General features: G+C 54.1%; 11 protein-coding genes. 4 read left to right on the plus strand and 7 right to left on the minus strand.

What is annotated here, in order from left to right:
* From HY788_14820 to HY788_14830, 3 genes are all read right to left on the minus strand, one after another.
* A partial coding sequence (locus tag HY788_14820) for a phosphoglycerate dehydrogenase (protein MBI4775419.1) occupies positions 1-1,167 on the minus strand: 1,167 nt, incomplete at its 3' end.
* A gap of 134 nt (positions 1,168-1,301) precedes the next feature.
* Positions 1,302-3,512, minus strand: coding sequence for a 1,4-alpha-glucan branching protein GlgB (glgB, locus tag HY788_14825; protein ID MBI4775420.1), 2,211 nt, complete (start codon positions 3,510-3,512; stop codon positions 1,302-1,304).
* Between the two features lie 21 nt (positions 3,513-3,533).
* Entirely contained in the window at positions 3,534-4,265 is a 732-nt protein-coding gene (locus HY788_14830; protein ID MBI4775421.1) for a hypothetical protein, read from the minus strand.
* 605 nt (positions 4,266-4,870) lie between these two features.
* Between HY788_14830 and HY788_14835 the strand changes: the two genes are divergently transcribed.
* Positions 4,871-5,641 (plus strand): TatD family hydrolase, encoded by a 771-nt coding sequence (locus HY788_14835; protein ID MBI4775422.1) that lies wholly within the window; start codon positions 4,871-4,873, stop codon positions 5,639-5,641.
* Positions 5,642-5,678: 37 nt separating this feature from the next.
* Here HY788_14835 and HY788_14840 read toward each other — a convergent pair whose 3' ends face one another.
* The 3 genes from HY788_14840 to HY788_14850 form a co-directional block, all read right to left on the minus strand.
* Positions 5,679-7,130, minus strand: a complete 1,452-nt coding sequence (locus HY788_14840) for a hypothetical protein (GenBank protein ID MBI4775423.1) — start codon at positions 7,128-7,130, stop codon at positions 5,679-5,681.
* Positions 7,127-7,744 (minus strand): hypothetical protein, encoded by a 618-nt coding sequence (locus HY788_14845; protein MBI4775424.1) that lies wholly within the window; start codon positions 7,742-7,744, stop codon positions 7,127-7,129. Before HY788_14845 ends, HY788_14840 begins: the two co-directional genes overlap by 4 nt.
* Before the next feature lie 401 nt (positions 7,745-8,145).
* Positions 8,146-8,331 carry a hypothetical protein gene (locus HY788_14850; protein ID MBI4775425.1) on the minus strand — a complete coding sequence of 62 codons (186 nt, stop codon included), beginning with the start codon at positions 8,329-8,331 and terminating at the stop codon, positions 8,146-8,148.
* A 670-nt stretch (positions 8,332-9,001) separates the two neighbouring features.
* Here HY788_14850 and HY788_14855 point away from each other — a divergent pair.
* Together HY788_14855 and HY788_14860 are read left to right on the plus strand one after the other, a co-directional pair.
* Positions 9,002-9,232: a hypothetical protein gene (locus HY788_14855; protein ID MBI4775426.1), complete on the plus strand. Its 231-nt coding sequence runs from the start codon at positions 9,002-9,004 to the stop codon at positions 9,230-9,232.
* Between the two features lie 325 nt (positions 9,233-9,557).
* A complete protein-coding gene (locus HY788_14860) occupies positions 9,558-10,466 on the plus strand; it encodes a LysR family transcriptional regulator (protein ID MBI4775427.1) in 909 nt (302 codons plus the stop codon).
* Here HY788_14860 and HY788_14865 read toward each other — a convergent pair.
* Positions 10,455-10,877: a TlpA family protein disulfide reductase gene (locus tag HY788_14865; protein MBI4775428.1), complete on the minus strand. Its 423-nt coding sequence runs from the start codon at positions 10,875-10,877 to the stop codon at positions 10,455-10,457. The two genes, HY788_14860 and HY788_14865, sit on opposite strands and share 12 nt — an antisense overlap.
* 181 nt (positions 10,878-11,058) lie before the next feature.
* On the opposite strand from HY788_14865, the gene HY788_14870 reads away from it, so the two are divergent.
* A complete protein-coding gene (locus HY788_14870; protein MBI4775429.1) occupies positions 11,059-12,048 on the plus strand; it encodes an HD domain-containing protein in 990 nt (329 codons plus the stop codon).

Below are 12,048 nucleotides of genomic sequence, written 5' to 3' on the forward strand. Positions count from 1 at the left end.
AATCACTTCGTCTTCCATGAATCCCGGTTTCAAGATCCCGTTCAAAACCGAGTTGGACAGCAAGGTCACGTCATACGCCGCCAACTCCCCGAAATACTCGATGCGCACCGTCTGAATCTCGTCGCGATGCAACTGAACCATGAATTTCCCGAGTTGCTCGGCCAGAACGAGGTAGGGTTGGATCTTTTCGATGTCCTTCAGCGCCTGTCCAGGCAGATTCACCGCGTTTCGTATCTTGCCGAAAAGCAGGAAATCCAGTACCTGCCGGGCAATCATGATGGCCACGTTGGCCTGAGACTGGGTGCTGGACGCACCCAGGTGAGGAGTCAGAACCACATTGGGAAGCAGTAATAGCCCGTTGTCCGGGGAAGGAGGCTCCTCCTGATACACATCCAACGCCGCTCCCGCCACTTTGCCTGACTTGAGAGCCCTCAAGAGCGCCTGTTCATCGACAATGCCGCCCCGCGCGCAGTTGATGATCCGGACGCCTTCTTTCATCTTGGCTATGGTGTCTTCATTGATCAGATTCTGGGTGTCCCGCGTCAAGGGAGTATGTATGGTAATGAAATCGGAACGGGCAAAGAGCGTTTCGAGATCCACCAACTCGATCCCTTCCAGCCCGGCCTTGTCCTTCACGAAGAACGGATCAGAGGCCAGGACTTCCATCTTCAGGCCCCGAGCCAGTTCGGCCACCAGACGCCCCACATTCCCCAGCCCGATGATTCCCAGGACATGGTTCCCCACCTCGGTGCCGACGAAATCCTTTCGTTTCCATTCACCGTTTCGCACCGAAGCCGTGGCCGTCGGAATGTGGCGAGACATGGCCAGCATCATGGCGATCGTATGTTCCGCCGTGGCGCCGGCATTCGCGCCGGGCGTGTTCATCACGAGAACACCTCGCCGGGTGGCGGCTTTGATGTCGATATTGTCCACGCCGCTGCCCGCGCGCGCCGCCACCTTGAGTTTCGGGGCCTTGGCCAGCACGTGTTCAGGCAATTTGGTGCGGCTCCTCACAATCACCGCATGATAGTCATGAATAATTTCGGCCAACTCTTCGGGCGAAACGCCCGTGCGATCGTCCACTTCAATACTGGATGTCTCCCGCAGAAGTTCCAGTCCCTCTTTCTGCAATCCGTCACAAATGAGGACCTTGTAGTTTTCGTTCACCGGCATTCTCCGATAACTGCTGGGATTTTCGCTCGACGATTCACCAAAGACGAACCCGGTGGGTTATCCCATCCGGTAGAATCCACATTCGTTCCGATAAAGCGTTGGCAATAGGATCCGCGTACGCCCGGCGCTCATCGAGTCGCCGCCGGCCTGAACACCACCGCAGCCAGAGGCGGCAACGTGATCTCGACGGAACAAGGCCTCCCGTGCCACGGCTCCGGTTGCGCGATGACCGCCCCCCGATTTCCCACGTTGCCGCCCCCATAAACCCCTGCATCCGTGTTCACCACTTCGTCGTACCGACCGGATTCCGGAACACCCAGTCTAAATCCGTATCGAACGACGGGAGTGAAGTTGAGGACAAACACGAGAAACTTGGAGCGATCTCTGGAATATCGGATAAAACTCAGGGTGCTCTGGTCGGAGTCGTTTACATCGATCCATTCGAAACCCGCCGGATCGAAATCTATTTCGTACAGTGCGGGTTCGGAAACATACAATCGGTTCAGTTCACGAACGAGACGCTGAACGCCCAGGTGATTTTCGTCCTGAAGTAAATCCCACTCCAGGCTGCGATCATGGCTCCATTCGGTCCACTGTCCAAACTCTCCCCCCATAAACAGCATCTGCTTGCCGGGGAATCCGAACATGTATCCATACAGCAGCCGGAGGTTGGCGAATTTCTGCCAGAGGTCTCCGGGCATTTTGCCGATCAGCGCCCGCTTGCCGTGGACCACTTCGTCGTGAGACAACGGCAAAATGAAGTTCTCGTGATACGCGTACAGCATGCCGAACGAAAGCAGGTTGTGATGAAATTTTCGATGAACCGGCTCTTTGGACATATACCGAAGCGTATCGTGCATCCATCCCATGTTCCATTTGAAGTTGAAGCCCAACCCGCCCAAATACGCCGGCTGCGTCACGCCGGGCCAGGCGGTGGATTCCTCCGCAATCATCAACGAGGATGGGTAATAGCTGAACACCACCTGGTTCATCTCTTTGAGAAAAGCCACGGCATCGAGGTTTTCATTTCCCCCGTACTTATTTGGGATCCACTCGCCTGTCCGTCGGGAGTAGTCCAAGTATAACATGGACGCCACGGCATCCACGCGCAAACCGTCCACATGATACCGGTCATGCCAAAACACCGCATTGGAGACGAGAAAATTGCGGACTTCATTTCGACCATAATTGAATATCAGTGTCTGCCAGTCCGGATGTTCTCCCTGTCTGGGATCCCCGTGTTCATAGAGGTGACTGCCGTCGAATCGTGACAATCCATGCGGATCTTTGGGAAAATGAGCGGGCACCCAGTCCAGAATGACGCCGACGCCATGTTGGTGACAGGTGTCCACGAAATACATGAAATCGGCCGGCCGGCCGAATCGAGCCGTTGGAGCGAAGTATCCGGTAACCTGATATCCCCAGGACGCGTCATAGGGATGAGACAAAACAGGCAGCAACTCGATGTGCGTAAAGCCCATCTCTTTCACATAACGCACCAGTGCGTCGGCCAATTCCAGATAGTTGTAAAAGGGTTCGTCCGGAGCGTTTTTGCGTTTCCAACTTCCGAGGTGCACTTCATAGATGGAAATCGCGGAGTCGTAAGGATTCCATTTCTTTTTCCGTGTCTGCCACTCGTGGTCGCCCCACTCGTACCGGTCCAGATCGTACACCGCGGAGGCGGTTCCCGGCCGCTTCTCACGGAAAAACGCATAGGGATCAGCCTTCACGAATGCTTCGCCGGTACACGGTTTGATCTCGAATTTGTACAGATCTCCATTTTTCAGCCCCGGCATGAAGAGTTCCCAGACCCCGGAGCCGCCCCGGACGCGCATGAGATGCCTGCGACCGTCCCAATTGTTAAAGTCTCCCACCACGCTGACACGTTTGGCGGTTGGGGCCCATACGGCAAACGAAACGCCCTCGACGCCCTCGACGGTCTTCGGATGCGCGCCGAGCCAGGTGTACGCGTGGTGGTGCCTGCCCTCGGAGAAAAGATGCAAATCGTATTCCGAGAGGACGGGCAGAAAGGAGTAGGGATCTTTCTGTGTTCGAATGGACCCGTTCCGATAGCGGGTCTGGAGTACATAGGGGAATACCCGCTCTCGATCCGGGACGATGAGTTCGAAAAAACCGTCCCTTACGTGCTTCATGGTCCACGAGGAGGTACGGTCCGAGTCGTCCAGGACACGTATCTGAACCGCATCCGGATTGTGGACGCGCCAGACCACCCCTCCCCCTTCGCCTGAAGGAACCTCGTGAGCCCCCAGCACGGCGAAAGGGTCGTAGTGATCGGACCCGATGATCTTGTCGATATCTTCTTCAGGAGTGTGAGCCATGACCGTTCATCGAAGTCGGGTTTATGACTTCGGCTGTCTCCAGTATCTCACTGCTTCTTTTATGTATACGGGGTTAGTGTAGAAGCCCGCGTGTCCTTCGGAACCTTTGCGGGTGCGCACCACGGTCGCCCCTGCCCTTTTCAGCATGGCCTCGCTCTGCTCGACTCCCGGACAGAGGACCCTTTCGTCCGTTTCTCCGCACCATAGGTAAAACCGTTTTCCAGCCAGGGGCTTCGATCCGTACGCACCATCCAGAAGTTTTTTCATAAAAGGCGCTCGCCTTCCCAGATTCCCTGACACGGCTATGAACAGCTCAAAATAGGAACGATCGACGTTTCGGTCTAAATATGCAATCTGCGCACACAGTTGCGCCGCCTTACCGAAGCCGAGCCATGCCGAACGCCGTTTATCCACTCGATGGCGCGCTTCCATGTGGTCCAAAGCCCTGGTAATGGCGACATACAGCATCTCGGGGCGAACCTGACGGTATTCCTTCCCATTTCCGAGGGGCCATTCCCAGGGCAAGGCCAGAAGGCCGAATCCATACTCACCTGCGGCGTTCTGCATCCGGAGTATTTGGCGAAAAGGATTTCCTGTATGCCCGTGAATAAGCACCATGACCCGCTTCTCGGGCATCTCCTCGAAATTGGGGGGAAACCAATAGGCGAAAGACGAGGTCTTTCCGGGAAGCTCGACAACTTGGGTCCTCTGTTTCTTGGCTTCGAGGAAATCCGTGCGGGCCCGTTCGTCCATTCGTTGGAACCAACCTTCCCAGAGCTGCTCCGGAACGGGCCGACGGTCCGATGTCTCCGCCGAAACCGGACCGCCTGATACTATTCCCACATCCAGTAAGCAGGCGACCGTGCACAGCAACGCGAATGAGGCAAACCCTGAGAAAAGACGACGGACGCAAGGAACATGAAGGAAGGATGCCATTATTATGCTCCATTCGCGACTTGGGAGCCGCCCGATGCGCCCGCGTCACGTCCCCCGGTACGTATGGCCTCCGGTTCAATCCGTGGCTCCGGACAGATCGTCGATCCGGCTTCAGTTCGCACGGTATCATCGAGCACCCGCTTAACCTCCAAGTCCCGCATATCCCCGCCGTGCATTCTATCATCCATTTCATCCTCGATGGCTTGGCCCCTGGATCTCTTATGCAAGTTGCCACATTCCTTGAAAGCAGTCTGCTTTCGCTTTCTGTTATCCGGGATTGACTTCTACGGAGGATTATTCGAAGCTAACGGCTGGTCGGGAAACCATTCCCGAACTTGAAAGCATCGCTGTCATTCCGAGTTATTTGTAAGCATATTCAAAATCCATACAGCGCTCAACTCTTTTTCAAGGAGCATACTTTCATGCTCATCGATTCCCACGCTCACCTGGACGCTCCCTATTTTCAGGACAAGCTAGCCGCAGTGTTGTATAGAGCCAACCAATCCGGCGTAGAACGGGTCATTACCATTGGAGTAACGCCCGGCAGTTCACAAAGATGTCTGGACATCGCCCGAAAGCGGCATTCCGTTTTCGCTACCGCGGGATATCATCCCCACTGGGCAAGTAAGTTCATTCCCGAACATCTTCAAGAAATAGAGCGTCTGGCCCGAGATCCCAAAGTGGTGGCCATTGGAGAAATCGGTTTGGATTATCACCATTTCCATTCTCCGAAAGAAGACCAAAGGCGTGTTTTCGTGTCGATGCTCGATCTGGCTTCGTCCATCGGTCTCCCCGTGGTGATTCACGACCGGAAGGCAAATAAGGACGTATCGGATCTGCTCTCAAACTTCAGACACAAGCTGACGGGCGTGGTCATACACTGTTTCTCGGGTGACTGGTCGCTCGCGCGAACCTTTCTGGACTGGGGATTCTATGTGTCCATACCCGGACCCGTTACCTATCCGCATTCTTCAGATCTTCGGGAAGTGGCTGAAAAGGCGCCTCTGGATCGCATCCTTCTGGAAACCGACGCTCCCCACCTGACGCCCGCACCCAAGAAAGGCCATCGAAACGAACCGGCGTTTGTCAGATATACGGCAATCGAAGTGGCCGGTTTGAGAAAGATCTCTTTCGAGGAACTCGCGCGGGCTACCACGCAGAACACACTCAAGGTGTTTGGGATGCAAACATAAGCATTCGGGCGGCTTCCTGTTGGATTTCCAGGTCGTTTCATGCCTCCTCGAATTGCTCCCCCAGCTTCAGCGCCCGTTCGGCGAGCGCCAGGTTTCTTCCCACATAAAGAGCGTGGTTCAGATCCGAAATAGCCTCATCCCTCACCAGGTCGTGCTGGATCCGCTCCGCGTGCTTCGAACGGTACTCCTTCAGCAGGACATTGTTGTAGAGATGACGCACCACAATCTGCCCTTCCTCCAATGTGATCCGAAAGAATCCATGAGGGTCCTCGCGTAAACGATGTGCGCGAAGCTCGGCCACACTCAAGGCCTTACGGTATTTAATCTCATTGGTGGGGTCCAGACTGATGGAGTGACTGAATACCGTGAGAGCTCCCTTGGCCAGTCCGGATCGCTCACACACAAAGTCCAGGATCCGAATGAGGCCGTGCACGTTCTGGAGCCACGCGTCGATGGCATTGTGAGTCCGGTAGGAAGCGGTCATGCCGAGGCGGCCTTCCGAGATCCGGAAAAACAGGGAAACCAGGCATGGATTCGCTTTACGATCTCGGAAATCCGCTGCGGTGTCCCAAAGCGAGATGAATTGATGGCGGCTTTCCGGATCGGATGCCAGACGTTCGGCGGCCAGACTCAACGTATCGACTCCGAAGTAGCTCCTCAGACGATTTCCGTATGTATACTCAAGCAGAGAAGGAAGCTCGCCGTCCATGATCTCGTCCCGATACCGGCTGAATTCCTCGGGAGAAAAGCCGTATTCAACGAGCGCATCGTCCGGATCTGAGGTCGGGTCCGCGATGACGACTTTCAAGTTCTGCAGCTCTTTGCGTACCCCTTTTTTCAGCTCCACCTTTCGGCCGAATCGAACCAACTTGAACATCAGCTGCTTCCACCCCTCCAGGGGAGTCTCTGAAAGAACGGTGTGTTGAAGCACCGAGCTCGGAAAATGGCCGATTGGCAGCGTCTTGGGAGGGATTTTAACTCGATCCGATTCAGTGAACCGGCGAGCGGGGTCCCGGCGAACCGATTGAAAATACCGTTTGAGACCGGAAAGGGATTCGGGCGTGGTCAAAGGACCCACAGCTTCCATTCTAGGCGGAAACTTAAAGAGTTCAGGCCGCAGAAGATCGTCGAGGATTCCCTCGGTGCCCTTGATCTTGTTGGCCCTGATGCCGAGAAACTCGACCTTCTCGACGCCCTCGGAGAAGAAATTGGTCAGTTCCCGAAAAGAAGACGACCGATTTCGGCCGCACACCACCAGGTGGGTGATCTGCGGATTGTACAGGAGGTTGCGAATCAGGTGGGGCAAGCCGTTACCATAAAGGGTGCCAAAGGCGACAATGGGCGACGTCGCGGGATTCAAGTCAATACCCTGCTCCCGAAACACGTCAAGGATCTTTTTCGGCCTTGACCAGAGGGTGATCACACCCACAAATCCGCACGAATTGATGCCTATGAGCTTGTTGCCGTAATGTAACGGTATAAACTTCATGTACTTCGAGGCTTTTCGAAATGACCCCGCGGTCCTCCCACATTAGTAAATGCGGAATTGAAGTCCCGATAGAGCATCTTGTTCTGTTCGATCCGATGCCATTTCTTGACGTAGCCCGAAGGAATGTCTTCCCGCACCTCCAGCTTCTCCCATCCCAAAGGAATGGGGAAAGCGTAATAAGGAAGTTCCTTGGGTACACCACGGACAAATACGACCTGGGGGATCTGCCATTCGAGGTAGGCCAGATAGATACGGTGCATTCCGTCGTTCACGATCAAATGCAGCGACCCGTCCGCCTCGATGGACTCTTCCACGATAGGAGGCAATAGGTCTATGGGTTCTCCGAATCCCTCGATTGTCAAACGCAGGAACCCGTCCAACCGAAAGAGATCAAATCCGCGCTCCTGAAGAGCCCATTTCAAGCTGCGGACCTTATCCAGTTCCGAACGCAGAATGTAGTATTGGGGAGGTGACAGATGTCTTGTCTGTATCTTTTCAAGTGATATGAACGTATTTCGGTATACGTACGTATCCCTGTCCTCGTGCATACAAACATCCCTCAGTCTCTGTATCAACTCTGTTTCATCGAAGTGGTGGATCTCTTTGATTACCATGTCCGTCCTTTGTGTTCCCTCACACTACGCGTGCGCCGGGGACTTTCCGCTTTCGGGATGTTCATCAAGGTTTTCGTTGCCTGCAACGAATGTTAAGTGTATCGGACTATTAAACAAAAGGAGTACCCTTTTTTGGAAGTACATCCTTCAAGGCATGGAAGTGAGCGTCTCTCCGGCGAAACCCTCTCTCGCCGAGGCTCACCCGAACGGCCGGCTCCATACCTAAGGGAGAAAAGAGGGGCCGGAATCCGAGTGCCTGCGCGGGTTTTTTACGAGTGCGAAGTCGCCGGCATGAAAACCTCCAAGACCCGATCCTAGGTTCGCAGTAGACCGCCGTATTGGAGGCTTTCAGCCTTGGCCCCGATGAGCCCGGGCTGTCGAGATCTTCAAAGTCGTAGCGCTCACACTTCTTGTTGGGGTCCGGCGAGGTCGCGATGCTCGCATTGATCGCAGCGCCACCCCATCCATTTCTTGAGGATGGCGTGGTCCAGGCAATCCGTATAATACGGACATTTGAAGTTGCGGTCCGCCTCGCCGTTTGCAGCGATGGGATTTCTTGGTTTGGCGATTACAAAATCTCTGAGCATCCCCATTCTTCTCCAACTCATCTCGGCCCTTGCCTGATACATCAAAAGGACCCTCTTCCGTCTGTTCCGGTTAAACGGTGAGGGCTGGTCTTCTTCTGCTTTGATTTGTCAGGGAAAAACGTTGGATTGATTAAAAACCGACCTCTTCATCTACCCTCGATCCGGTCGGCCTTCGAAAGCCTACAACACGGTGGATGTCTCGATATCATCACCGCGGGTCGTCGGCCACCCCCAAAAGGGCATGGAGCCATACCGGATCTGAGGGTCTGACCTATATCTTAAACCAACTCGGTCGATTTTCGCAAGCATTCCTTGCTTGGACCGGTTTTTGCGTGTCACCGTCGTGGTTTTAGGGTAGAATAGATGTGCGGGTGGTATGGCATCCTACCCAGGATACCCGCTTTGGGGCTAGCTGTCTGTTGATCAGGCATGGGCAGGCTGAGAAGTTGATGCTCCTCTTGAGAGTATGAAAGTCATCCGAGTCCCTAGAAGCGGATTCTGCATTAAGTATGGCGCATAGATTATGTGAAAAGCAAATGAGAGGTCAAGGCCTCCTCCTCGGGGAGACAGGTAAATTGGGCGCCACGCAGGATCGGCTAGATATTTATTAAACCACCTGGTACCGATTGCGTCAAAAAGGATGAAGATCAGAACTTTCTAGGAGACCGAAATGGCAACGGTGCAAAAAGTACTTAGACCGATCAAGAGACTGGGATACAGGAACGTATTCTGCAAACTATATAACGATTGCCTCGACTTCGCGGTGGATAAGAAGTGGTTACATTTCGCGTGCCCCAGGACGTGCCCTCTGATTGAGGACCAAGGAGAGCTTACAGTCAGGCCGTCAGGGAACGCGTCGCTGAGCCGCCGCAGACCCACCAAACTGGAGTTCGATGGTTAGCGCGTGAATCGCTGAATCGCCTGGATCCGTGTTTCTGCTGTTGTGGGGGATCGGAGGGTGTCCTGAGTCACAGAGGAGATCCGATCCCAAACGCTGAAGTGCGTCCTTTGAAAGGTTGGTTTCAACTTCAGCCTGATGCTTTGGCCCCTGTCCCTCCTAATGTATCATACCTCGCTATCGCCTTAGCCCCCACCTGAATCGATTTTCGCTTGTCATTGCCGCGCCGACGTTCGATAATACGATCGATCATTTCCTCCACGTCGCCCGGTGTATCGACTCGACGTCGCCTGGTGCGGGTTCGATTCAAACGCAAGAGAGGTTTTCCATGGACCTACGCAAGTTGAGCGTGTTCTGCAAGGTTTACGAGCTGAGAAGTTTCTCCCGCGCAGGTGAAACAACGTACTTATCACAGCCCACGGTCAGCGGCCACATCAAATATCTGGAAGACATCCTCGATGTACAGCTTTTTGACCGGCTCGGCCGCGAGGTAATCCCGACCAAAGCCGGAGATATTCTATACCAGTACGCGGAAAAGATGATTCGGCTCCGCGACGAGGCCATCCAGGCCCTTCGGACGTATCTCGGCAGGATTCAGGGCGAATTGGTAATCGGAGGGAGCACCATACCCGGGGACTATATCTTGCCCCGGTTGCTGGGCGCGTTCAACGCCGGCTATCCGGACGTAAAGGTGCTCCTTCAGGTCTCGGACACCCGCGAGATCGTTAAGCGGATCCTTGAAGCCCGTGTCGAGATAGGGATGGTCGGAGCGCGTATTGAAGAGGATCGTATCGAATACATTCCTTTTATGTATGATCGTCTCATTCTGATTTCGCATCCTGAAGGCCCGCCTCCGCCGGGCGGCACGCTGTCTCCCGAAGAGTTGACGCAATTGCCTTTCATCGTCCGCGAGGCAGGATCGGGAACTCTCTTGGGCATTCAGAGGATTCTCAATTCCATGAATTTGGACTTGAAGGATCTGAGGATAGTAGCTGAATTGGGTAACACCGAGTCGGTTCGTCAGGGGGTAAAAGCAGGCCTCGGATTATCCATAATCTCAGACACTGCGGTGAAAGAAGATCTTGAGAACAATACATTGAGGATGGTCCCACTCAAGGGCTTGCCCATCCGGCGGGATTTTTATCTGGCCATGCATAGAGACAGAACCCACTCTCCCATCTGCAAGGCGTTTCTTTCGTTCTGCGAAAAGCTGAAGGAGGAGAGTCTATCTGCCTAGCAACCGGCTTGTGTCCCGGTCGAGTAATCCTGTGGCCTCAGGTCCGATATAGACGGTATCGATCAGCCCTTCTTGGTCGATGAGATACGTAACAGGTATGGCTCGGACCCTCCACTGTTTGCACAAGCGCTTGTCCCCTCTAAGAATGGGATAGGAAATTCCCCATTGTTTAGCAAAATCCTTGAGATATTGGTCCGGGCCGGAGTCCAGAGAAACGGCGAGCAACACGGCGTCCTCGTTTTCATACTTCTTGTGATAGGATCGGAGATGCGGTATTTCGGCCTTACATGACGGACAATATACGGCCCAAAAGGTCACGGCAACGACCTTGCCTTTGAAGTCGGAGAGAGAGACTTCATTCCCGCCCAGGTCGGGCAAGGTAAGATCCGGCGGCTTGTCACCCCGGCGCAAACTTGAGGCTCCAGCTTGAAGCGGAAACCCGGCGGAGACCAGAAAAAACGTTATTATCAAAATTGTGTTTACACGGCTCTGCTTCATAAAATGGGATGTTAACACATTCGAAATGGAAGGGCAAAATAAAATTACTTTCCTACTGAGGTCCTAAGTCGCCACCCGAACAAGGATTTCGTACATGCCTCACATCTTTATCAAGGATCTCAAATCGGGAGTCGAGATCAAGCAGTTCTTCGTAATACAAAAACTGGAACTGCGAAACACCGCCAAAGGAGCCCCATTCTTGAACCTGCTCCTCTCCGACCGTTCCGGCATTATCGCCGCCAAGGTCTGGTCCGAACGTCTGCCTTCCGAAGAACAAGGGGTGGCTTCCGGCATTATCGCCGGCGTCCAGGGCCGGGTCGAACAGTTTCAAGAGGAACTTCAGATCAATGTGAGCTATATCGCGGGCGCCGAGTTTCTCAAGGAAAAGGGGCGGAGCCTCAACGATTTGGACATTGACAATCTGCTTCCCCGGTCTCCGTTCGATATCGAGGAGATGTGGACCGAAATCATAACCGTGTGTCATGAACGGATTCACGGGGAACCCCTCAGAGATCTTACCCTCGAAGTGTTGGCCCGGAACGAGGAAGCGTTCAAAAACGCGCCGGCCGCTCTCCAATATCACCATGCCTACAGGGGCGGACTATTAGAGCACACCCGGCAGGTACTCCGGTACGTACTGACCATCAGCGACGTTGAAAAGGAGTTGAACAGCGACGTCCTTATCGCCGGGGCGATATTGCACGACGTGGGAAAAATCTTTGAAATCGAAGGATCCACAGCTTACACCCATTCCACCGCAGGTCGGCTCATCGGTCATCTCATTCTGGGACGCGATCTGGTCCGGGACACGGCTCTCGAAGTTGGAATCGACCCGAAAGATCTAAACCTGTTGCACATCGAACACGTCATTCTGAGCCACCACGGCGCCCTCGAATTGGGCTCTCCCGTGGTCCCTAAAAGCCCGGAGGCCCTCATTGTACACGTCATGGACGACCTCAACGCCAAAATAAAGATGATCCAGGACCATTCGGAGAAACACAAAAAGGACAGCCTGTTCACCGAATATCACCGGGTGCTCAAACGGTCGTTTCTGCTGCCCTTGGCGGAGGCGGATGCGGATTGA

It is taken from the genome of Deltaproteobacteria bacterium (assembly GCA_016208165.1).
GTDB lineage: Bacteria > Desulfobacterota > Desulfarculia > JACQYL01 > JACQYL01 > JACQYL01.

What these genes read in the sequence shown, in the direction of transcription:
- glgB (MBI4775420.1), bottom strand. Translation starts at nt 3,512, where the DNA reads ATGGCTCACACTCCTGAAGAAGATATCGACAAGATCATCGGGTCCGAT.
- HY788_14830 (MBI4775421.1), bottom strand. Translation starts at nt 4,265, where the DNA reads ATGGACGAACGGGCCCGCACGGATTTCCTCGAAGCCAAGAAACAGAGG.
- HY788_14835 (MBI4775422.1), top strand. Translation starts at nt 4,871, where the DNA reads ATGCTCATCGATTCCCACGCTCACCTGGACGCTCCCTATTTTCAGGAC.
- HY788_14840 (MBI4775423.1), bottom strand. Translation starts at nt 7,130, where the DNA reads ATGAAGTTTATACCGTTACATTACGGCAACAAGCTCATAGGCATCAAT.
- HY788_14845 (MBI4775424.1), bottom strand. Translation starts at nt 7,744, where the DNA reads ATGGTAATCAAAGAGATCCACCACTTCGATGAAACAGAGTTGATACAG.
- HY788_14850 (MBI4775425.1), bottom strand. Translation starts at nt 8,331, where the DNA reads ATGCTCAGAGATTTTGTAATCGCCAAACCAAGAAATCCCATCGCTGCA.
- HY788_14855 (MBI4775426.1), top strand. Translation starts at nt 9,002, where the DNA reads ATGGCAACGGTGCAAAAAGTACTTAGACCGATCAAGAGACTGGGATAC.
- HY788_14860 (MBI4775427.1), top strand. Translation starts at nt 9,558, where the DNA reads ATGGACCTACGCAAGTTGAGCGTGTTCTGCAAGGTTTACGAGCTGAGA.
- HY788_14870 (MBI4775429.1), top strand. Translation starts at nt 11,059, where the DNA reads ATGCCTCACATCTTTATCAAGGATCTCAAATCGGGAGTCGAGATCAAG.